The 20,936-nt window shown below is 63.7% G+C and carries 18 protein-coding genes; 7 read left to right on the top strand and 11 right to left on the bottom strand.

Features of this window, described 5'->3' with window-relative positions; translation table 11 throughout:
• Positions 1-65 precede the first annotated feature (65 nt).
• Both lnt and I41_RS01010 read right to left on the bottom strand, forming a co-directional pair.
• Positions 66-1,799, bottom strand: coding sequence for an apolipoprotein N-acyltransferase (gene lnt / locus I41_RS01015; RefSeq protein WP_145430117.1), 1,734 nt, complete (start codon positions 1,797-1,799; stop codon positions 66-68).
• Positions 1,800-1,908: 109 nt separating this feature from the next.
• Complete coding sequence (locus tag I41_RS01010) at positions 1,909-2,793, bottom strand: metallophosphoesterase (RefSeq protein ID WP_145430115.1); 885 nt, start codon at positions 2,791-2,793, stop codon at positions 1,909-1,911.
• A 164-nt stretch (positions 2,794-2,957) separates the two neighbouring features.
• Between I41_RS01010 and I41_RS01005 the strand changes: the two genes are divergently transcribed.
• From I41_RS01005 to I41_RS00985, 5 genes are all read left to right on the top strand, one after another.
• Positions 2,958-3,866 carry a serine/threonine-protein kinase gene (locus I41_RS01005; protein ID WP_145430113.1) on the top strand — a complete coding sequence of 303 codons (909 nt, stop codon included), beginning with the start codon at positions 2,958-2,960 and terminating at the stop codon, positions 3,864-3,866.
• Positions 3,867-4,070: 204 nt separating this feature from the next.
• Positions 4,071-4,544 (top strand): hypothetical protein, encoded by a 474-nt coding sequence (locus tag I41_RS01000; RefSeq protein ID WP_145430111.1) that lies wholly within the window; start codon positions 4,071-4,073, stop codon positions 4,542-4,544.
• A gap of 55 nt (positions 4,545-4,599) precedes the next feature.
• Complete coding sequence (locus I41_RS00995; protein WP_145430109.1) at positions 4,600-5,016, top strand: TadE/TadG family type IV pilus assembly protein; 417 nt, start codon at positions 4,600-4,602, stop codon at positions 5,014-5,016.
• Positions 5,017-5,168: 152 nt separating this feature from the next.
• Positions 5,169-6,251: a vWA domain-containing protein gene (locus tag I41_RS00990; protein ID WP_168206595.1), complete on the top strand. Its 1,083-nt coding sequence runs from the start codon at positions 5,169-5,171 to the stop codon at positions 6,249-6,251.
• Positions 6,252-6,389: 138 nt separating this feature from the next.
• Entirely contained in the window at positions 6,390-6,803 is a 414-nt protein-coding gene (locus tag I41_RS00985) for a TadE/TadG family type IV pilus assembly protein (RefSeq protein WP_145430105.1), read from the top strand.
• Between the two features lie 40 nt (positions 6,804-6,843).
• Here the strand turns inward: I41_RS00985 and I41_RS00980 are convergent, their stop codons facing one another.
• Together I41_RS00980 and I41_RS00975 are read right to left on the bottom strand one after the other, a co-directional pair.
• The gene (locus I41_RS00980) at positions 6,844-9,042 is read right to left on the bottom strand and encodes an aspartyl protease family protein (RefSeq protein WP_168206594.1); all 2,199 of its coding nucleotides are present in this window, start codon (positions 9,040-9,042) and stop codon (positions 6,844-6,846) included.
• Between the two features lie 365 nt (positions 9,043-9,407).
• Positions 9,408-10,715 carry a UDP-glucose dehydrogenase family protein gene (locus tag I41_RS00975; RefSeq protein WP_145430101.1) on the bottom strand — a complete coding sequence of 436 codons (1,308 nt, stop codon included), beginning with the start codon at positions 10,713-10,715 and terminating at the stop codon, positions 9,408-9,410.
• A 265-nt stretch (positions 10,716-10,980) separates the two neighbouring features.
• Here I41_RS00975 and I41_RS00970 point away from each other — a divergent pair, with 265 nt between their 5' ends.
• Positions 10,981-11,838, top strand: a complete 858-nt coding sequence (locus tag I41_RS00970) for a transposase (RefSeq protein WP_145429803.1) — start codon at positions 10,981-10,983, stop codon at positions 11,836-11,838.
• 39 nt (positions 11,839-11,877) lie between these two features.
• On the opposite strand, the gene I41_RS00965 is transcribed toward I41_RS00970, so the two are convergent.
• Entirely contained in the window at positions 11,878-12,747 is an 870-nt protein-coding gene (locus tag I41_RS00965) for a radical SAM protein (protein ID WP_145430099.1), read from the bottom strand.
• 252 nt (positions 12,748-12,999) lie between these two features.
• Positions 13,000-15,000: an ABC transporter ATP-binding protein gene (locus I41_RS00960; RefSeq protein ID WP_145430097.1), complete on the bottom strand. Its 2,001-nt coding sequence runs from the start codon at positions 14,998-15,000 to the stop codon at positions 13,000-13,002.
• A 443-nt stretch (positions 15,001-15,443) separates the two neighbouring features.
• Between I41_RS00960 and I41_RS00955 the strand changes: the two genes are divergently transcribed.
• Positions 15,444-15,941, top strand: coding sequence for a hypothetical protein (locus tag I41_RS00955; RefSeq protein ID WP_145430095.1), 498 nt, complete (start codon positions 15,444-15,446; stop codon positions 15,939-15,941).
• 325 nt (positions 15,942-16,266) lie between these two features.
• On the opposite strand, the gene I41_RS00950 is transcribed toward I41_RS00955, so the two are convergent.
• The 5 genes from I41_RS00950 to I41_RS00930 all read right to left on the bottom strand — a co-directional run bounded on the left by I41_RS00950 (position 16,267) and on the right by I41_RS00930 (position 20,878).
• Entirely contained in the window at positions 16,267-17,331 is a 1,065-nt protein-coding gene (locus I41_RS00950; RefSeq protein WP_145430093.1) for an AI-2E family transporter, read from the bottom strand.
• Positions 17,332-17,502: 171 nt separating this feature from the next.
• Entirely contained in the window at positions 17,503-18,780 is a 1,278-nt protein-coding gene (locus I41_RS00945; RefSeq protein WP_145430091.1) for a beta-ketoacyl-[acyl-carrier-protein] synthase family protein, read from the bottom strand.
• 309 nt (positions 18,781-19,089) lie between these two features.
• Positions 19,090-19,623 (bottom strand): 3-hydroxyacyl-ACP dehydratase FabZ family protein, encoded by a 534-nt coding sequence (locus tag I41_RS00940; protein WP_145430089.1) that lies wholly within the window; start codon positions 19,621-19,623, stop codon positions 19,090-19,092.
• 92 nt (positions 19,624-19,715) lie between these two features.
• Positions 19,716-20,111, bottom strand: a complete 396-nt coding sequence (locus I41_RS00935) for an acyl carrier protein (RefSeq protein WP_145430087.1) — start codon at positions 20,109-20,111, stop codon at positions 19,716-19,718.
• Between the two features lie 284 nt (positions 20,112-20,395).
• Positions 20,396-20,878, bottom strand: a complete 483-nt coding sequence (locus I41_RS00930) for a 3-hydroxyacyl-ACP dehydratase FabZ family protein (protein ID WP_145430085.1) — start codon at positions 20,876-20,878, stop codon at positions 20,396-20,398.
• Positions 20,879-20,936 lie beyond the last annotated feature (58 nt).

Genomic DNA, 20,936 nt, shown 5'->3' with positions numbered 1-20,936 from the left:
GCGAATGAAATGGGGAATGGCGAATGCGGAATGGGGAGGGCAGGCTTTGCACAACTGCCCGTGTGTTATTCCAGTTTCGCCGCCCGCTTCGTCTGTCGGCCGCGCCAGCCGGTGACCGCCGCGGGTATGCAGCATACCAGACAGAGGAGCGCGAACCAGTCGCCGCAGGCGGCGAAGAGGCTGGGGAACTCGCCGTTGCGGGGAGGGAGCGTCACGGTCGCCACGAGCGATGCTGGTACGTCCCGGTCGGTCGCGGCCACGATTCGCCCCAGGTGATCGACGTGGGCCGAGAGCCCGCGGTTTGCCGCGACGACGAGCGGGGTGCGCATTTCGACGGCCCGAAAGACGCCGCTGGCCAGATGCATGTCGAGTTCGCTGGAACCCCAGTACCAGGCGTCGTTGGTGAGATTCACCAGCACGCCGGGAGTTTTGCCTTGGCGCGATAGTTCAGCGACTTGGCGGCGGATCAACTGCGGCAGCACTGTCTCGTAGCAGATGTTCGGCGAGTAAACGACGCCGTCGATTTCGAGAGCCGCCGGTGCCACTCCTGGCTGGGCGCCGCCGGTGATCGGCGAGTAATTCTTCAGGAACGGCAGCCAGCGGACGAAGGGGATGTATTCGCCGAAGGGAAGGAGGTGCATTTTGTCGTACGTGCCGACGAGCACGCCGCTCCGGTCGACGGCGGCGGACGAATTGAATTGTTTGTAAATGAACGGGAAGTTGCGCTCGTCCATCGGCGGCTCGCCGTTCTTCAGCGGCGCCCAATGGACGCGATCGAGCCCCACCAAAATCGGCGCGTTCAATTGTCGCGTGAGTTCGCTCAGGTAAGTGACTGCTTCGCTGAACATGACGCCCACCGGCAGCGACAAAAGTTCTTGCGGCGGACGGTAATCGTCGTCGGCATGGTGGTAACTCATGCGAAACATCGTCTCCGGCCAAACGACGAGATCGACTCCCTCGTGCTCGCGCACCGCTTGGCGAGAGAGTTCCGCCATCTGCTCCATCACGGCGTCGTCGCGCTCGGGGGTTCCTTTCCAGTCGGCGAGCATATCGCTTTGGATTAGCGCGATGGTGGTCGTCTTCGCCTCAGGTGCGATTGAATGGAGCCGCGCGATTTGAAAGTTGCCATAGAGAACGGCGGGAAGGAGGGCGAAGAGAGGAATGGTAGCCGTGGCGAGACGGGGACGCCCTGACCCGCGGCATTGGTAGATGAGTTCGGCCAGGGCTGACGCGACGAGAATGATCAGAAACGTGACGCCGTACTCGCCCAGCACGTCGGCGATCTGAATAATCGGTGTGATGCGAATTTGCGTGTGGGCGAGCGACGCCATCAGGAAGCCGGTGAGCAGCCGCGCGCGCAGCCACTCCAGCCCCGTCCATGCCACCGGCGCCGCGAGCCACAGCGGCACGCCGAACCGAAAGACCGCCGCGCGCGTCAGCCCGACGGCGATCGGCAAGTAAGCGCCGAGATACGCCGCGAGCAGGAACAGTCCAAAGATGTTCAGCTCGTGCGGAAGCCGGATCCACTGCACCGTCGCGAGCCAATAAGCCGACCCGGCGATCCACAGCGCGCGATACGGTCGCCGCCCGGGCATCACCGGCAATCGGGCCGCATAAAACCACGCCGCCGGGCCGAACCACGCTAGCAGACTCCAGCCGACCGGCGGGTGGGCGAGGTAACAGAGGAGACTCCCCAGCAGTCCCAGCGCGAGCGTCGTCCAGCCAGCCCCCGGCTCTGCCGGGAGGGCGTTCCCCTTAAGAGCAACAGGCTTAATCAAAGGCTTAGCGTTCGCCGACATACCGCCAAACTACGGAGAATTGACCGCATTGGCCAGGGCGAATCGCAGGCTGGGACAACGTCCGCCTGAAGCGGAGTCTAGCGTGGCGCTGGTGGGACGTTGTCCCAGCCTACGCCCGCTGCAGCGTGAAGACGGTAATCTCCGGCCGAGCGTTGAAGCGAACGCGGTGCGCATAGCCCAACCCGCGGTTGATGTACATGCGGCGTCCCCCGGCGAGATCGTACTCGCCCGCGACGTAAAGGCGGTTCGACACCGAGGCGATCGGAGGCGGCATGAACGGAGGCTTACATTGCCCGCCGTGCGTATGCCCGGCCAAAATCCAGCCGCGGTAGTCAGCAAATGCGGGCTGGTCGACGCCGTCGGGATTGTGGCAGAGGACCAGGGCAGGGCGGTCGGTGGCGAGCTCCCGCAGCGTTTGCTCGGGCTGAAAATTCTTGGTCCATAAATCGTCGACGCCGGCAATTTGCAATCCACCTAAACTCGCCACTTCGTTGCGTAACGTTTGGATTTGTAGCTTCTCAAGCTCGCTGCAAAGCTTGCCCGCTGCCCCCTCCTGCTGCCAGTAACGCCCATAATCGTGATTGCCCAAAATGGCGAGCCGACCCAATGGCGCCGACGGCAACGCACGCATCGCTTCGATCGCCTTGCCAACCGATTCGTCAGCGTCGCACGTCATGAAGTCGCCGGTCACGACGATTGCATCGGGCCTCAGCTTGGCGATCCCTTCCAGCGACGCCATCAGGTAGTTCTGATCAACGATCGGCCCGGCATGCAGGTCGCTCACCTGGACCAACCGCTTGCCCGCCAACTCTGGCGCCAGCCCCGCGATCGGCAGCGGCCATTCCACCACTTCGACCCAGTGCGGTTCGACGCGCCATGTGTAGAGCAGCGTTCCCGCCGCAGCACAGGAAAGAACTTTCACCGACCGGCCAAGGAAGCGGCGCCGCGACAGCGGCTCGCGCTCAGTCACAACGGCGAAAGGGGATGTATCCATGGACGACGGCCCGAGGAACTGACGACTAACGTCGGCGGCTGGCGCTCGAAATTGGTCTCAAGGAGGCACTACAACAGACGCCATCGGCTGGGGGCGGGTAATTGAGTATAGTTGATTCTTGCGCCGCCGACACGTCGCCATCCCCTCGCTAGCAGCGTGCCATTTTGACTGCGCCCGACGCCAAATCACTCGCCTTCAACCGCCCTTTGCAGCGATTTATCGCGGCACTGCTTCTCGCCGGCAGCGTCGGCTGCTGGGAGGAAATCAAGTACGAACCGGCCCCGCCAATTGTTCAGAGCGGCGCGGGCGCTGCGGACGCACTGGAACAATCGGCAGGTGAAACCTCCGCTAAGCCAGGCGGGGTAGGCGCCCCATCGCCAGCCGCCGACCCTACCCCCGGCGCGGCGAGCGACGTCGAAACGGCCGTCAAGACGATTGCCCCCATTTCCGAGCCAATTTCGCCGCCCACGGGGACGCCGCCGCTGGAAACGCCGCCCCTGGACCTCCCCGCTGAGCCGGCCGGCGACGCCACGGCGCCGATGGCGTCCCCTCCCGAGGCGACGCCGCGTCAGCGGCTCCTCATCTGGCAAGCCGCGAGCAAGTGGAGCCTGGCGGCCGCGATGTCTGCCAAACAACTTCCAGCGGAGCGATATGAGAAAATTCGCCGCGATGGCGAAGCGGCGGCGGCTGAACTCAGCATCGAGCTACCGCCGCTCGCCGCACCACTGCCGGGCCAATCGCTCGAGCAGTCGGTAGTCGCAACGTTAGGCGACGCCACGATCGTGGGGTTGCCGAGCGCCATTGCTGAACGGTACGGGGCGGCTGCCGCGAAGCTTGCCGAGTTGGCGATTCGCTCAAACTTGCTGCTGCTCACCTACTCGCCGCGACGCAGTGATCTGGCCATGCAAGCGGTCGAGATGCGAGCGATCGCCGAGGCATCGGGGCTGCCAAGCGACGCCTGGACGCCGCTACTGAAGCTGCTCGACGAGGGGGCCGAATACGTCGCGGTGCGCTCGGCCGTCTTCGAACTTCATCGGCGGGTCGAAAGCCTGCTGGCCGAAGCGTCGCGCTAATCGTCGCCGCCGTTCCGCTTGTACCGACTGTAGCGGCCGCCGCATCGATTTCGTCCCCAACAACGGCCGCAACTCTGTCCGGCGTGCGGTAAGCCGTCGATCGGCATGACCTAGCTTTTCGATGTGCGATGCGTCGACGCAGCACCGTCGACTCAATTGGAATTCCTCCTGCATCGCCGCTGACAGCTACAAGGTGTCGGTCACATGTCGCATTCAGGACGCAAGAAGACGTTTGTCGATCCCAAGGTGCAAGGGGCTCTCGTTCGCCGGCTTGTGCTGCACTGGTGCGCGTTTATCGCGGTCGCCGGCCTCGTCGCTTTCTGTCTGCAGGTGCTCAGTAATCCGTTTCGGACGATGGAGGAGCATGCCCAGCAAGTTTGGTGGACCCACGGTCCGTTTTTGCTGGTGCTGGTGTTCCTGTTGCCGGTGTTCATCCTCGACACGATCAAGCTCAGCCATCGTTTCGCCGGCCCCATCTATCGCCTGCGCAATACGATCCGCAGCTTGGCCAAGGGGGAGGAGTTCCGGCCGCTGAAGTTTCGCGAAATCGACTTCTGGCAAGGCCTGGCGGAGGACTTCAACGTGATGGTCGCGCGCCTTCGCGGCGACGCCGTCGACGCGCCCCCCGCCGCGGCGACGATCGACGCCGCCGAGCCGACCGCGGTTGCAGCCAACTGAGCTACAGTTGAGCGACGGATCTCCGCAACCTTTATTGCAACCCCACGGAATTGCCATGCGACGGCGTCCCAGCCCCCCCGACCGACGCGGTTCGCGCCGCGCCGTGGCCGCGAGCGAGATGGCCGTCTGTTTGCCGATCCTCGTGCTGTTGGTGCTCGCGATGATCGAGTCATGCACGATGATCTTCGTCAAACAATCGCTCACGGTCGCCTCCTACGAAGGGATCCGCAAGGCGATTGAGCCCTCGGCGACGACGGCTCAGGTGGAAGCGGCGTGCAACGCAGTGCTCGCAGATCGACGCGTCAAAGGGGCGACGATCACGATCACCCCCACGAACTTCCAAGCCGCCGCCCGCGGCACCTACATCACCGTCAGCGTTTCGGCGCCAGCCGCCAAGAATTCGGTGATCCCGGGCAGCTTTTTCGCTGGGCGGACGCTCTCCGGATCGGCCACGATGATGAAAGAGTTTTAAGAGTCATGACGAACTACCGAATGACGAATGACGAATGTGCGGAGACGAGCCGAACGAGCAGTCCCAAACGCCCGCGCAAGCGACGCGCGCCCCTCATACGCCGTTCGTCAAGGCGGCGTCGTCCTTCGCGGCAGGCGCCGCGGGCCGGCGGTATGTTGGCCCTCATCGCCATCTGCCTCCCCTTGTTCATTATTGCCGCCGCCTTCGCCGTTGACGTCGCCTACATGCAACTAGCGCGCACGGAGCTCCGCACGGCCACCGACGCCGCCGCCCGCGCCGGCGCGAAGACGCTGAGCATGTCGCAAAACGAAACGACGGCCCGCGCCGCCGCGGTGGCCGCCGCGGCCAAGAACAACGTGGCCGGCAAACCGCTGAAGCTCACCAACGACCAGATCGAAATCGGCAAAGGGACGCAGGCCAACAGCACTTCCCGTTTCAAGTTCACCGTCGGCGGCGCGCAGCCCAATGCGGTGCGCGTCACGGGCAAGCGGACCGCGGCGTCGGCCGCAGGTCCCGTCGGGTTGCTGCTCGGGCGGATGCTCGGAGTCACCACGTTCGAGCCGGTCCACATCGCCGCCTCCACGCAGCTCGACCGCGACATTTGTCTCGTCGTCGACCGCTCCGGCTCGATGATGGAGTCGGTCGACGGCTCGAAAGTTTCGGGCAACTCCTGCTCCAAGCCCGACATGAAGAAAAGTCGCTGGGGCGCGCTTTACACCGCCGTCAATGCGTTCGTCGCCGAGCTCGACAAGACGCTGCAAGAAGAGCAGTGCGCTTTGGTCACCTATTCCAGCAAGGGGAGCGGCTGCGGCTATAACTTCACCACTTCGGACATCAACTGCGCTTTGAACTTTAACTACCAGTCGATCCGCAACGAAATGGACACCCTGAGCGGCAAGCCAGTTCAGGGAAACACGGCCATCGGAGCCGGCATCGACAACGGCGTGAAAGTGCTCACCAGCGCCAGCGTCCGACCGTTCGCCGTTCGCACGATGGTCGTGATGACCGACGGTCTGCATAATTCGGGCGGCGACCCCGTCACCGCTGCCAAGAAGGCCGCGGCCAAGAACATCACGATTAACACGGTCACTTTCAGTACCGGAGCCGACATTAGCCGCATGAGGAAAGTCGCCGAAGCGACCGGCGGCAAGCACTTCCACGCCGATAACGCCAGCGAACTCGAAGCCATTTTCCGCGAGATCGCGTCGACGCTGCCGGTGATGCTGACCGACTAGCTGGATCTTCAAGTTAACGTCGGGACCGTCAACCTGAGCGCAGCGAAGGATCGAGCGACCGTGAGCGGCCAGATTCTTCGCTCCGCTCAGAATGACAAGTTTCGACGCTAAGCAGTGTTTACAAACTAGCGCCTAGCCATGCTCCCGCTCAAAACTCGCAACTCGAAACGCGTTACTCGCCGCCGCGCCGGCGCCACGTCGGTCGAGTTCGCCATCGTGGCGCCGATCTTCTTCACCTTAGTGGTCGCGAGCCTTGAGTTCGGCCGGCTGAACATCATTCGTCACACCGCCGACCAAGCCGCCTACGAAGCGGCCCGCTTCGCGATGGTCCCCGGCGCCACCGCCGCCGAAGCGAAGTCAAAGGCCGAAAGCATGCTGAAGGTCGTCGGTGCGCGCGACTCGAAGGTAACCATCAATGGCCCGACCGACACCAGCGTCACGGTGACGATCGACGTGCCGATGAACACCAACGGCTGGATCGCTCCGCGGTTCACCAAGAGCACCACGATCCACGCCACCAGCACGCTGAAGACCGAGCGGCCATTGAAGTAGCCCCGGCGGCGACTTCAACGCCTGACGTGAGCGGCGCGGCTCAGCGGCGTGAATTGCCTCGTCGCCGCAGCGCATACGCCGTGATTCCAATCGCGAGCAGCGCGCCGCCGGCAGGCTCGGGGACGGCGGTGAGGGCGCCGCCGATGCTCTGTCCGAAGTACCGCTGCCACGACAGGAAGTCGCCGCCGCTGTAGGTGGACCCATAGCCGCTCTTCCAGACGGCAAGATCGTCCGCGTCGACGCTGCCGTCGCCGTCGAAGTCGCCGGGTAGCGTCACTTTCAGATCGACGCTTGTGTCGCCATAGCCGACGAACCACATCTTGCCAGTCGACAGCGTCGGCAGGTTTAAAGTCGAAAACTCGCCGCCGACGGTTTCCGCCGTGATGATGGTAAAGACGTTCCCAAGCGTCGGCGCGAACATCCCGCCGCCGAGATTGACGAGCGACACGTTAAGCGTTCCCTCAAGCGCCGCCGTACCGTCGATTAACAGGCAATCGTACTGCGTGCCGGCGCTCGTCCCGCCGAGGTCGATGTTGACGGCGCCGTCGTGAGCGTTGGCGAAACGTCCGCGGATGGAGAGCGTACCCGTCGTCGTGCCGTTCCCGGGAGCAACGACGCCGCCGCGATTCTCGACCTGCCCGTCGATCGGCCCGCTGCCTGTGGCGATGCTGCCGCTGCCGCTGAGCGTTCCGCCCATCACCTCGACGTACTGCGCGTCGAGCGTTCCGCCGTCGAGATGAATCGCGCCGAACTGTTCGATGTTGATGCCCGTGAACGTCGTGAGCTTCACGCCGTTCTGAACGCGAACCGTCATCGCCCGGCCCGCGGCGCCGGAGACGTTGGCTTCGAAGACGGTCGTCGACGCCGAGAGGACGGCTTCTTGATTGCCGCTGCCAATGTTGCGAACGTTCGCAACGCCGAGCGTCGTCGGAGCGGCCCCGCCATTCCAGCTGCCGCCGGTCGTCCACGACGCGGCGGCGGCCGTCGTCGCCCAATTCTTTTCGGAGGTCACGGCGTCGCTGATGTAAACTCCGGCGCTCGCCCCGCCGCCGCCCAGCGAGGGATTAGGATCAATGATGATGTCGCGCCCGGCGAAGACGTTCGTCCCGACAATGCCCGGCACGATATTGCCCGGGCTCGCGGGATTGGTGACGTCGAACACCAGGACGGGGACGTTCGAGAGCGTGATGCTGCCGCCCGTCGCGAGCACAGTGAACTGATCGATGAAGAATCCCGGCACGGCGCCCGAGCCGCCGCCCGAGCCGATGATCTCCAGTGTGAAGTCGGGCGCGTCGGTCTGCACGTCGATGCCGAGTTGCAGGGCGGTGAGCTCAGAGAGCACCGTGACGCTGGCTCCCGTATCGAAAAAGAACTGCTGCGAGTTGAGCGCGGTCCCGTCGTTCGAAGCGTTGACGTTTAGGAAGTGACCCCCTTGCACAATCGTGGGCGAGGAGGGGTCTTCGTAAAAGTCGAGGTTACCCCCCCCGATGCCGCCCAGGTTCAGCTGGTAAAACGGCGTCGAGGGAGCGGAGCCGAGAAGGCTCATCGGCGCCTTCCGCGTGATGCCATACGAATCGCCCGTCCCTAACGGTAGGAAATCGATCGCCGGGCTGCGCACCGTTTTGCCGTCCGACTCGAACAACTGCGGCAGGCTGTTGCGAATTCGCGTGGCGTACTGGCTGGCGAATGTGAGTCCGAGAATGTTCGGCAGCGGCGATTCGACCGGCAACGTCGCCACCGAAGTGTTCGTCTGCCCCAACAAACTGCTCGTGTTGATCGCCAGCGATGCGCCGCCTCCGGTACGATCCTGAAGCCCGGCGGCGTACAGACCGAGGGGGTCGCTCACGCGCGCTTCGAGCAGGCCGGTGGCCCCGCCGATCTGAATGAATTCCGTTCCTTTGAATCCATCTGGCTGGCCAGAGTAGGGCCCATCGATATTGAACGTCGCGTCGGCGGCGGTTGTCAGCAGAGATACCGCGGCGCCGGTGTCGAGCAGCGCGAGTTCGAACCGCGGCGAACCGTCAGGGCTGAGGTAGTCGCCTCCGACGAAAGTCGCCGGCTTCGGGAAGAAGTCGATGTCGTTGACGAACTCGTCGGTCAGCGTAATGCCCACCATCGGCAGGAAGCCATCGATCGGGACGCCTGTCGCGCTTGCCGTGGGCGCCATCTGCGCCGCCGCTGCGAGTAGCGTCGAACCGAACGCCAGCGAGCGGGCGGGCGAGCCATAGAATCCTGACATGGTGGCCTTTCTCATCGCGCGCCGCCGGCGGTTCATGCCGTGGGTGCGTCGTCGTTCGTTCATCCCGTTCCGAGGGGAAAGCGCAGCGAGAAGTTCCGTCCGCCCATGGCGGCGCGCCGCGAAAAGAATCTTCCCCCGAGAATCTCTGCCCGTCCCAGCGTTGCCCCTGCTGGCCCGGCTACTCTCAAGGCTAAACCCGCCTGCAGGGGGTGTCAACGAACGGGGGACGAACCGCAGAGGCCTGCTCGGTAAATGACGAATGACGAAGCCCGAATGACGAACGGCGTACGGCCAGAAGCGGCGCGGAACGCCTGAAGGGCTCCCCTCATTCGTCATTCGGATTTCGTCATTCGGTCATTCTCAACCTAAACCGCTGGCCGCCCAATGCTGAAGTACTTATACCCCCGCCGCTTCATCCGATCGGGCTCGTACAGGTTCCGCCCGTCGAAAATTACCGGCGATTTCAGTAGCTGGTACATCTCGGCGAAGTCGGGCGAGTGGTAGTCCTTCCACTCGGTCATGATGCAGAGGGCATCGGCCCCTTCGAGGGCGTCCATTCGCATGTCGCAGTATTCCAGCTTGTCGCCGTAGTCGGCCCGGACGTTCTTCATCGCTTCGGGATCGTGGACCTTCACCTTGGCCCCCTTCTCCAGCAGCCAGTCGATCAGCACCAGCGCCGGGGCCTCGCGAATGTCGTCGGTCCGCGGCTTGAACGCCAAGCCCCACACGGCGATCGTCTTGCCGCCGAGGTCGCCATGGAAGTGCTGCTCGATTTTCTGGGCCAGCACCGATTTCTGCCGTTCGTTCACCGCGTCGACCGCCCGCAGGATCGTCGGCTCCAATCCATGCTGCACCGCCATCGCTTCCAGCGCCCGCACGTCCTTCGGGAAGCAGCTGCCGCCGTAGCCGACGCCGGGGAAAAGAAATGCGAAGCCAATCCGGCTATCGTGCCCGATGCCGCGGCGGACGTCGTTGATGTCGCCCCCCATCCGCTCGCAGAGATTGGCCATCTCGTTGATGAAGCTGATCTTCGTCGACAACAGCGCGTTGGCGACGTACTTGGTCATCTCGGCGCTCTCGGGCGACATCGAGAGGAACGGCTTCTCGGTCCGCAAAAACGGCTCGTAAAGTTGATGCAAGATGTCGGCCACTTCCTGCCGACGAACGCCCACCACCACGCGATCGGGCTTCATAAAGTCCTCGATCGCGGCGCCTTCTTTCAGGAATTCGGGATTGCTCGCCACGTCGCAGTCGCGGCCGGTGAACTCGCGGAGCATGCTCGTGATCCGCGCACAAGTGCCAACAGGCACGGTGCTCTTGGTCACCACGACCGCGTCAGTGCGCAGGTGAGGCGCGAGTGACTCGACGACGCTCCACAGGGCGGAGAGATTCGCCGCGCCGTCGCTCCCCTGCGGCGTGCCGACCGCGAGGTAGACGATGTCGGCCGGCTTCACCGCGGCAGCCAGATCGGTGGTGAACGTGAGCCGCTTGGCTTGAACGTTGTGCTCCACCAACTCGGCGAGGCCCGGCTCGTAGATCGGGATCTCGCCGCGGTTCAGGGCGTCGACCTTCGCCTTATTGATGTCGACGCAAGTCACCTCGTTGCCGCTATCGGCGAAACAGGTCCCGGTAACGAGGCCCACATAACCAGTCCCAACAACCGCAATCTTCATCGTCTTGCGAATCCTGAGGAAGCACGGCGAAAACGGCCGCCGGAAAACCTCACAGCATAGTCGCCCGAGGCAGGATCGAAAACGGCGCTATGCCAGCCCCTGGCTCCGCCAGGGGGGTCGGTCACCATCTCGGTAGGCTTCGTCCCGCGGCAGGCTACCCCCTGGCGGACAACATAATGCAATAGCTAGCACGCGTCGCTAGCGGTAAAAAGGCCCGCGTTCCAGGCTGTTCCTAGAGACCTGACACGTTTCTAGGAGGTGAGCCATGGAACGCGAACTCTGGAGCGTACTATACCGTTTGACTCGGCGGTTATGCAGCGATCGTTCGGGACACGTCTATTCGGTCAGTTGGATCGTCGGCGTCTATCTCTGGGCGGTGATCCACGATCGACCGGTGAGTTGGGCGTGTCGGCCGGAGAATTGGCCGTCGTCATGGCAGGTGCGGCTGCCGAGCCAATCGACGGCGAGCCGTCGTCTCCGCACGGCGGCGGCCGTGGAACTGATCGAGCGGTTGAGGAAGCGTTGCTGGCAGGGCCCGCACCCGCCGGAGGTGAGCTTCCTCGACGGTAAGCCGTTGCCGGTAGGAGGCTTCAGCAAGGATCCCGACGCCACGCGCGGGCATGGCGTCGGCGGCCCGGCCCGCGGCTACAAGCTGCACGCCGTCTGGACGATCGATGCGCTCGTGGCGTGCGAAATCCAGCCGCTCAACGTGAGCGAACAGACGGTCGCCCGGCGACTCTTGCCGCAAGTCGGCGGAGGCTGCGTCCTGGCCGACGGCAACTACGACAGCAACCCGCTGCACGAGATCGCCGCACGGTCGGGCGTGACGTTGATCGCTCCGCAGCGTCGCGCGGGACGAGCGCTGGGCCACCGCCGCCACAGCATCGGCCGCTTGCAGTCGATCGAACTGCTGACGACCGCCGATGGCCAAGCACTCTTCAAGCAGCGGACGTACATCGAGCAACGCTTCGCTCAACTCACCAATTTCGGCGGCGGGCTCGGACCACTCCCCAACTGGGTGAGGCGACTGCCGCGCGTCACCCTCTGGGTGAACGCCAAACTCTGCATCCAGGCCGCTAGAAACCACTTGCGACGAGGAAACGATCTGATGGCGTTTGCATAATGTTGCGGAGCCCGGGGCTGGAAACGCAAAGCGACGCCGCTAATAACCCGAAGTGCCGTAAAACGCCGCGGCATGCAGCCCGGTGCGACGTTCGACCAGGGCGACGATAGCATCGACCTCGGCGTCGGTAAGCGGCGAGACGAAGCTCTCGGCCGGCCGCCGGGCGACCGTATAAATCTGCACCAAGCTCAGCCGCCCGCCCGCGGCGGTGATTTCATTCAGCCGATCACAGAAAGCGTCGAGCTCCGCCGCCGCCGGCGGTTCGCCCGCGACTCGCATGAAGAGCGACTGGATCACCAACGGCCGCACCCGCGCCGCCGCGGCGATGTTGTCCAAGATCTGCTGAAAGGCAATCGGCGTCCGATCGATCAGCTGGAAGTACTCCGCCGTCCCGGCTTCGAGCTTCGCCCAGATCTCGCCATTGTTGGCATCGAGAATCGCGAGCCCTCGCTCGACGTGGGGTCGATGGAACATGCTGGCGTTGGTAATCAGCACCATCTTCACGTCGTCGAGCCCGCGGGAACGCTTCACTTCGGCGCACGACGCGATTAGCTCGTCGAAGTTCTTGTAGGTCGTCGGCTCGCCATCGCCCGAGAAGGCTATGTCGTTCAACCGCCGCAGTTCGGGGGGCGTATCGTGGAACTTCGCGGTTTCGTAGATCTCGCCCGAGGAGACGAAGTCGAGCATCTCGCCCAACTCGGCGACCAGGGCGTCGAACTCGACGAATCGCGTCTCGCTCTGTCGCGTGCGATCGACCTGACAGTAAATGCAATCGAAGTTGCAGATCTTGTCCGGATTGAGATTCACCCCGATCGAAATCCCCCGCGACCGGCGACTGAGCACCGGGTAGACGAAGCGGTTCGCATCGAACCGCCGCTCGTGTCGCGTGTGGAGTTGGTGGGAAGGCATGGGGGGCAATGCTGAAGGATGAATGGGGATGCTGAATGGGGAATGGGGACAAACAGGGGTGGTATGCTCTCGCCTCACAGGCGTGAGCATGCAGCAGCGGGCAGATGCAATCCACGCCACAACGCCAATTTAGCCGCGTGCCGGCGGCCGCGCGTGCCACTCAAACCATCATACGTCCCACGCCACTGCACGGCGAGCAGCGGAACCATGGTCACGTCGGAGTACCGCCGAGACCATGCCACCCGAAGCAAACTAAGCCGCCGCTTCGCGTAGTTCCAGATGCGCCAGCCGACGGAATAGTTCGCAGCGCCCGGCCAGTTCGCGAAACGTCCCTGCATCAACGATCCGCCCCGCGTCCATCACCACGATTCGACTGGCCAACTGCAGCGTGCTCGGGCGGTGGGTGATCATCAACGTCGTCCGGCCGCGGGTGAACTCTTCCAGCACCTGGTGGATCAGCCGTTCGCTCTCGACGTCGATTTGGCTGGTCGCTTCGTCGAGGATGAGAATATCGGGGTTCCGCAGGATCGCCCGCGCGAGCGCGATCCGCTGCCGCTGGCCGCCGCTCAGCCGATTGCCGCCGGGGCCGACGAGCGATTCGTAGCCCAGGTTAAGCTGTTCATTGACGAACTGATCGGCGTGGGCCTGCTTCGCGGCCGCCACGATCTGCTCGCGGGTCGCCGAAATAGAGCCATAGCGAATGTTCTCGGCCACCGTGTCGTCGAACAACAGCGTCTCTTGCGTGACGACCCCGATGCGATCGCGCAGGTCCTGCTGCCGCAGCTCGCGCAAGTCGATGCCGCTGAGCGTCACGCTGCCGGACGTGGGGTCGTAGAACCGCGGCAACAGGTTCATCAGCGTGCTCTTGCCGCAGCCGTTGGCCCCGACGATCGCCAACGTCTCGCCTGGCTCGATCCGCAGGTTCACATGCTGCAACACCGGTTCGCTGGCATCGTACGCGAACGAGACGTCGCGAAATTCAATCCGCCCGAGCATGGCCGGCAGCCGTTGCGGCACCGCCGGATCGACGACCGCGGGCTCGCGATCGAGCAGTTCGTACAAGTGATCCGACGCCGCGGCGCCATGTTGCAGCGAGTTGAAGATCATCGTCAGCCGCCGCACCGGGTCGCTCGCCCCGGCCAACATGCCGAAGAAGAGCGACATCAATCCGTGGGTCAACGGCTCGTTGCTAATGCGGATGCCGAACAAATGGGTCTGGTGATTCAGCACGAGGTACCCGCCGCAGAGCGCCGCCGCGACGACGATGAAAATCCCGGCGACCTCGGTCGTCGGCGCCACGAGCGAATCGTAGAGCGCGATGCGCATCGTCCGGTCGTAATACTGCTTTGATTTGCGGTGGAACCGGCTCCGCTCGCGCGACTCGCGCGTGAACGCCTTCACTACCTTCATGCCGCCGAACGTTTCTTCCAGCCGTTCGTAAATGACGGAGAGTTCCTGCAGCGCCTTGCGATTGGCCCGTTTAAGCGACCGCGCCAATTTGTTGATCGCGTACCCGGCCAGCGGCGCTGAGATCAGCGTGATCAACAGCAACTGCCAGCTCACCCACGCGGCGACGGCGAGGCAGCCAATCACCTTCATCGGCTCGCGCAGCACCATGCCATAGACGTTCTGGGCGCCCGTTGAGGCCACCTGCACGTCGGTGGTGAACCGATTCATCAGGTCGCCTGGCGTCGTCTGGCGAAACGTCCCCAGGTCGAGCCGCAGCGTCTTGCGATAGAACTCCTTGCGCAGCTCGAGCGCGACGAGGTTCCCCAATCGCGAGGTGTAGTAGCTCCCGGCGACGCGAAACGCACTTTTCAGCAGCGTGCCGACGATCACCCACAGACACACGACCTGCAGCGTCTTGAACGGCGTCGTCGGCAGATAGCGATCGGCAAACCGCTGCAACGGCTCGTTCCAGGCGACTTCGCGTTCGAGGCGCGACTTACGCTCTTCGAGGTTGGCGATTTTGTAGCGGAGCTTGGTCTGATCCGCGGCGGGCGTCGACTCGATCGCCGTGCGCTGTGCGGCGAGTTGGTCGTTTACCTCGTTGATCCGCCGCTGGCGATCGTCTTGCCCCTCGGCAATCCACTGCGGCAGGCTCTTGTCGAGCATCACCACGTCCACGACCCAGTAGAGGGGCGCGATGTTCCCCACCCACAAGACGGCGACGGCCATCGAGCAGCAGAGCGACGCCGCCACCGTCATCCGGTGCCGCAGCGAGATAGCTAGGACGCGTCCAAAATTCTTCATCGGCCTTCCCCGGCCAGCGATTGGCGCCAGCGGCGATAGCAGCGCGGCAAAAACAAAGGTCGCGGTTTGTATCAAACGGCTGCGAGTTCACCAAGACGATAAAAGTGGGGGCGTTTTAGCCGTCGCAAACCGGTGACGTGGCATTGCGGGCGGGCGTCAGTTGTCCGTTGTCAGTAGTCAGTTGCTGAAGAGAGAGGGGAACTGCATCGGCGACAGCAGCCACTGACGACTGACAACTGACAACTGACGACTGACAACGGACCCAAGCCTTCTCTTTCCTTCAACTTTGCCGAATATGCCGCCGATACCTATTGCACGAGCTGTTCGATTCTAGCGACGCCACGCGCGACGCCGCGGCTCGGAGGTTGCGTCAGATTGGGGGCGCAGCCGACAGGTCGACCGCACCGCTGGTCGACGCTCGCGACTCACAGGGGGGATTCTCGATGAAACAATGCATCGCATTGGCGGGGCTGCTATGCCTGTTGGCTAGCGGCTGCGCCCAGTCTGGTCTTACGGGTTGCGGCGACCGCTGCAACGTCGCCACCAACCGCCGCGCGCCGCGTCCGCTGATCACTCGCGACGCCTGCCGGCCGATTGGCAAACTCTTCGGCAAGGACACCGGCAACTGCGAGCTCGCCGGCTGCGACGTCGACTGCGGCGAACGCTGCGGCGGCTGCGACGGTTGCTGCAACGGCGGGCCCTGCAGCCGATTGGCGGAACGGATCGCCGGCGGCGGTTGCGGAGCAGGCGGCTGCGGCCCGGGCGGCTGCGGCATTGCCGGTTGCGGCGCCAATGGCCTCTGCCCGCACGGCGGCGGCTATCCTGAGTACCCCGCCTTCAACCAAGGACCGCCGAGCGCTCAAGTGGCGTATCCCTACTACACCACCCGCGGCCCGCGCGACTTCCTGATGGCCCATCCGCCGACCATCGGCCCGAACTGAGCGAACAAGGCGACGACGCCCGCCCCTTAGCCCCCGGTCAATGACCGGGGTTAATGCGAGCCGCAACTTGCCAGACAACGCGAGCACGGAAGCTCGCCAGCAGCCGCCAGCGCGCAAGGAAGCGCGCAGGCGGCTGTTTTTATGCGCCGACAATCTCATGCGCAGACAGCTCTCATGCGCAGACCGCGAACAATTCCAGCTAGCCGGAGGGCCACGCCCTCCGGGCAGAACCCGCCAAGCGACTTTAAACGCTCCAGCGCATCAATCCTCAATCGCCCCGCCAGCCCGGACCGCGTGGCGGTCCGGCTAATCGTTACCGCGACGCTCAAGCCCGTTCCGCCGACGCTCCATGCTCCGTGCGTCTCCGCCACAAGTCGAGCAGGAAGAACATGAGCGTCACCACGACCGGCCCCAACACGATGCCGGTGGCCCCAAACGTCGCGACGCCTCCCAGAATGGCGACGAACGAGACGACCGTGTGCTGCCGCAAACGCTGTCCGACGAGATACGGGTAGAGCAAGTTATCGATCAGCCCGATGGCAATCGCGCCCCACGCAACGAGAATCGCAGCCTTCCCCCACTCGCCTTGCAGGGCGAGAATGGCCGCCGTCGGCCCCCAGACGACAAACGTCCCCAGGTAGGGAATGATCGCCAGTAGGCCCATGATCAGCGCCCACAGCGTCGCTCCCTGGATGCCGAGAAAGCCGAACATGATTCCGCCCATGATCCCTTGCACCATGGCGACGGTCACCGTGCCGAAGATCGTGGCGTTGATCGTGTCGTCAACGCGCTGGAACAAGCGATCGGTCTCGCGCTCGCTCAGCGGCAACACGCTACGGATCGATTCGATCGCTTGGTCCTCGTCGCGATAGAGAAAGTAAAGCACGAACAGCGTCAGCAGCGTCTGCATCAACAGATACAACGGCGTCGACGCTATGGCGACGGCGCCAGGCCGCAAGCGCTCCACGAGCCCCGGAGCCTCGGCCGCCAGATCGACGTCCTTCCAGACTTCATTGAGCCGGGGATGATTCTTGACCCACTCCGCCACGGTGGCCGTAATCGAATCCCACTCCTGTACCGCGATCGCCACCTGCTGCGCGCCCACGACGATCACGAGCACGGCCGGCAGCAACACGACGACCGCGACAACGCCGACGCAGATGCTCGCCTTCCTGTCGGGGGTCTTGACGCGGCTCCCCACCCACCGGCTGAACCGATGCGTCACCACCGCCGCCGTCACCGCCCACACAATCGGCGGGATGAACGGCGTCACCATCAAATAGCAAAGATAGAGAACGACGACCGTCGCAGCCGCCAGCGCCAGCAGCTTCCCCCGACTCCGCGTCGCGACGCCGCGCTTGGTCGTCGGTTCAAGTTCGCGTGCGGTCATGCGGTCACCAGGTTGTGCAGCGTCAAAGGTCTGAATGCACGCCTGGCGGTCCGACTATTGCCGCGGCGTTCTAGCCCCGGGCTCCGCCCGGGGGTCGCGTACCATTCAGTGGGACGTCGTCCCTACTCCACGCCCACCCCCGGGCGGAGCCCGGGGCTAGAGATTCTCGAACTAAACCGCCGTCGCGATCAGCGTGATGTTCTGCCCGCCGAACCCGAAGCTGTTCGACAGCACCGCCGTGCACTTCTTCTCGCGGGCCGCATTCGGCACGTAATCGAGATCGCAATTCGGATCGGGCGTCTCGTAGTTGATCGTCGGCGCCATCACCCCGCGCCGCAGCGTCAGCAACGAGATGATCAACTCCGTCGCGCCCGCCGCGGCGACCAGGTGTCCCGTCATGCTCTTGGTGCTGCTCACCGGAATCTTGTACGCCTGCTCGCCAAAGGCCCGGCGAATCGAGTGGGTCTCGACCTTGTCATTCACCGCGGTGCTCGTGCCGTGGGCGTTGATGTAGCCGATGTCCTCCGGATTGAGCTGCGCGTCCTTCAGCGCCATCGTCATGCACGCCGTCGCGCCCCGTCCGTCGGGGTGCTGATCCGTGATGCGATACGCATCGGCGGTGGTGCCGTAGCCGGCGATTTCGCCGTAGATCTGCGCGCCGCGGGCCTTTGCCCGCTCGTATTCTTCGAGGACCACCATCGCCGCGCCTTCGCCCAGCACAAAGCCGTCCCGGTTCAGATCGAACGGCCGCGATGCCCGCTCCGGCTGTTCGTTATTCTCGCTGAGCGCGGTCAGCAAATTGAACCCAGTGATCCCGAAGGGATGAATCATGCTGTGGGCGCCGCCGGAGAGCATCACGTCAGCCTCCCCGCGCCGGATGATCTCCGTCGCCTCGCCGATGGCCTGACTGCTCGCCGCGCATGCGGTGAGGCAATTGGCGTTCGGTCCTTGGGCGTTGAACATCCCGGCGAGATAGCCGACCGGCATGTTGGGCTCTTGTTCGAGTTCGGCGACCGGATCGAGCTCTTTCAGCGCTGTTTCGACGAACTTCTTCAGCGAGAACTCGCCGTCAGCCGCCGTGGCGGCGGTCATCATCCGCGCGAAGCGGAAGAAATCTTGCTGCCCCTCGCCCGCGCCAAGGTAGACGCCAAACCGCGTCGGTTCGATCCCCTGCAGCACGCCCGAGTCGCGGACCGCCTGCTTCGCCGCTCCGGCCGCGAACTGCGTATGCCGACTGCGCGGCGCCCAAGCGGCGGCGTCCTCGCCCTCTTCAGCGATCGACCAATCCTTGACCTGGGCCGAGATCTTCGTCGGAAAGTTGCTGGCGTCGAACAGCGTCGTCTTGCCGACGCCGCTGCGCCCGGCCAGCAGATTCTCCCACAGCTTCTCCGGGTTGTTTCCCGAAGGAGTGACGCAACCAATGCCGGTGACCACGACGCGACGACGCATGGCAAGAATCCACAAACGGGGAAGGGGCCAATCGATCAAAACGATTCAGCGCTCAAAGCGAGCCGCGGGGCGTATCCCCGCGGGCGCTGCCACCAAAGATTGTAGGCGTCAACGCCGTGAGATTCGACCCGAAGCAGCGGCAGGCGGATCCGTTCACCGCCCGAGACGCTCCCCCGCGATCAAGGTCTCCGGCTCCCTCCCCCAGGAGGGGAGGGCTGGGGAGGGGGGTGGAACTCTGGTGCACGCTGCTTTCACCCCTCCCTAACCCTCCCTCTCAAGGGGAGGGAACCAGAAGGGTGAGTTCAGAACTCACGTCACCGCCACCTCATCAAGCGGATAATCTTCCCGCTTCAGCCGCGTCCCATCCTGCTTCACGCCGACCTCGAACACGCCAACCAGATTTAGCCAGTGCCGCAAATCCGTCGGCCGAAACAGTCGGGCGCCCATCTGCTGCGCCATCTCCTCGCCCATTCGCGCGAACAGGATCTGCACCTCGCCATGCGGCCGATCCCCGACCGTCGCCACGCCGCTGACCTGGGCGCTGTCGTTGCGGATCCAGTCGGCCGTCACTTTGTACGTCAGCGTCTCGCCTGGTCGCACGCGGCCAGTGAACTTTGCTTTCGACAGCTTTGCCAGGACGACCAACTCGCCAAAGCCGTAATGTTCGCTGATCAGCAGCCCGCCCGCTTGGGCCATTCCCTCGCAGCAGAGCGAGTTCGGCATGATCGGATAGCCCAAGAAATGGTCGTGGAGATGATCCTCCGCCAACGACACGCCTTTGACCGCCGTCGCGTGCGAGCCGCTAACGAACTCAGTGAATCGATCAATCCAGAACCAGCGCATTGGAAGCTCCGAGTTGCGAGTTTCGAGTCGCGAGTTGGAGAGGGCGAGCCGAAGTCTTCGCTCGCTAATCGCAACTCGCCGCTCGCAACTCCCTACGCCTTCTTCAACTTGTATTCCACAAAGTTGCACATGTCTTGCACCGTCAGCTGGTTGCCGAGGTTCTGGACGTTCGGGTCGGCCTCGAACCCGCTCAGATCGGCAAACGGCATCCGCTCCTTGAGCTTCGAGATGCCCGCGGCGTTCACCTTGCCGTCGCTGACGTACGATGCGTCTTCAAGAACGTCCATGGGAATCAGTTCGCCGCGCTCGATCTTGATGTCGAACGCCTTCTCGAGTCGGAACACGATGTCGAGAAAATCGATCGACTCGGCGTCGAGGTCGCCGCGCAGCGTCGCGGTGGGCGTCACTTCGTCCTCGTCGACGCCTAGCGCATCGACTAGGGCTTCGCGAACCTTGTCAAAGATCTCTTCTTGCGATGGGATCGCCACGGCAGTTCCTCCGCTTGCAGGTGGGGGACCTCCCCGCGGTCACGCTCGGCGACGGCCGGCAGTCTCGCGAGGGGCGGTCTATATCAATATGTATTGAACGGCGTTGCTAACTATCTAGCCCAACCGACGGCTTCGAAGTATTTCTTTTCACAACTACTAGGAAACACACTTACCGCGGAGAACGCAGCGGCCGCAGCACGGACGACGAAGTTGCCCGATTTGCATTTTCTCTGTGCCTCTGTGTCTCTGTGGTTAAATCTCCATGAATCGCCGAATGGACGACTTTATTTCTGATTCATTTCCCGCGTGAGGATCGCCTGAAAGCCTCGCTGCTGTGCGATCATCCGCTTGTCGAGTTCCGCCAGCGACGGATCTTCTTCGGCCAGGTTAAAACATTCGACCGACAACCGACCGCTGACGCAGGTCCGCTCGCCGACCTTCCCCTCGAACTTGAACGACGTGATCGCCCCTTCGCGCTTGAGTTGCTCCACGCGCATCCGCAGCGTGTTGCCCGGGGTGACAAAGTCGGTGAACTTCACCGACTTCGCTTCCTGCAACACGATCATGCTATGGGCGTAGTCTTCGCTCATGCGCACGAGCCAAGCCGCCGACTGGGTGGCCGCCTCCAGCATGAAGACGCCCGGCAGCACGGGGAACTCGGGAAAATGATCCGCGAGATACTCCTCGGCCAACGAGACGTTCTTCACCGCCGTTAACTCCACCCCCGGTTCGAGCGAGCAAATACGATCAAGCAAACAGAATCGCATAGGCTCTTAATCGGCACGGACAGGGGTGGCGGCAGCGCTAGCATGCCAAGATGTTAAA

This window comes from Lacipirellula limnantheis (assembly GCF_007746075.1).
Taxonomy (GTDB): Bacteria; Planctomycetota; Planctomycetia; order Pirellulales; family Lacipirellulaceae; genus Lacipirellula; species Lacipirellula limnantheis.
Note: the sequence above shows the minus strand (reverse complement) of the source record. Positions and strands in the feature narration are given on the sequence as shown.

What these genes read in the sequence shown, in the direction of transcription:
- I41_RS00970 (WP_145429803.1), top strand. Translation starts at nt 10,981, where the DNA reads ATGGAACGCGAACTCTGGAGCGTACTATACCGTTTGACTCGGCGGTTA.
- I41_RS00930 (WP_145430085.1), bottom strand. Translation starts at nt 20,878, where the DNA reads ATGCGATTCTGTTTGCTTGATCGTATTTGCTCGCTCGAACCGGGGGTG.
- I41_RS00980 (WP_168206594.1), bottom strand. Translation starts at nt 9,042, where the DNA reads ATGTCAGGATTCTATGGCTCGCCCGCCCGCTCGCTGGCGTTCGGTTCG.
- I41_RS00950 (WP_145430093.1), bottom strand. Translation starts at nt 17,331, where the DNA reads ATGACCGCACGCGAACTTGAACCGACGACCAAGCGCGGCGTCGCGACG.
- I41_RS00975 (WP_145430101.1), bottom strand. Translation starts at nt 10,715, where the DNA reads ATGAAGATTGCGGTTGTTGGGACTGGTTATGTGGGCCTCGTTACCGGG.
- I41_RS01000 (WP_145430111.1), top strand. Translation starts at nt 4,071, where the DNA reads ATGTCGCATTCAGGACGCAAGAAGACGTTTGTCGATCCCAAGGTGCAA.
- I41_RS00995 (WP_145430109.1), top strand. Translation starts at nt 4,600, where the DNA reads ATGCGACGGCGTCCCAGCCCCCCCGACCGACGCGGTTCGCGCCGCGCC.
- I41_RS00985 (WP_145430105.1), top strand. Translation starts at nt 6,390, where the DNA reads ATGCTCCCGCTCAAAACTCGCAACTCGAAACGCGTTACTCGCCGCCGC.
- I41_RS01010 (WP_145430115.1), bottom strand. Translation starts at nt 2,793, where the DNA reads ATGGATACATCCCCTTTCGCCGTTGTGACTGAGCGCGAGCCGCTGTCG.
- lnt (WP_145430117.1), bottom strand. Translation starts at nt 1,799, where the DNA reads ATGTCGGCGAACGCTAAGCCTTTGATTAAGCCTGTTGCTCTTAAGGGG.
- I41_RS00960 (WP_145430097.1), bottom strand. Translation starts at nt 15,000, where the DNA reads ATGAAGAATTTTGGACGCGTCCTAGCTATCTCGCTGCGGCACCGGATG.
- I41_RS00965 (WP_145430099.1), bottom strand. Translation starts at nt 12,747, where the DNA reads ATGCCTTCCCACCAACTCCACACGCGACACGAGCGGCGGTTCGATGCG.
- I41_RS00945 (WP_145430091.1), bottom strand. Translation starts at nt 18,780, where the DNA reads ATGCGTCGTCGCGTCGTGGTCACCGGCATTGGTTGCGTCACTCCTTCG.
- I41_RS00990 (WP_168206595.1), top strand. Translation starts at nt 5,169, where the DNA reads ATGTTGGCCCTCATCGCCATCTGCCTCCCCTTGTTCATTATTGCCGCC.
- I41_RS00955 (WP_145430095.1), top strand. Translation starts at nt 15,444, where the DNA reads ATGAAACAATGCATCGCATTGGCGGGGCTGCTATGCCTGTTGGCTAGC.
- I41_RS00940 (WP_145430089.1), bottom strand. Translation starts at nt 19,623, where the DNA reads ATGCGCTGGTTCTGGATTGATCGATTCACTGAGTTCGTTAGCGGCTCG.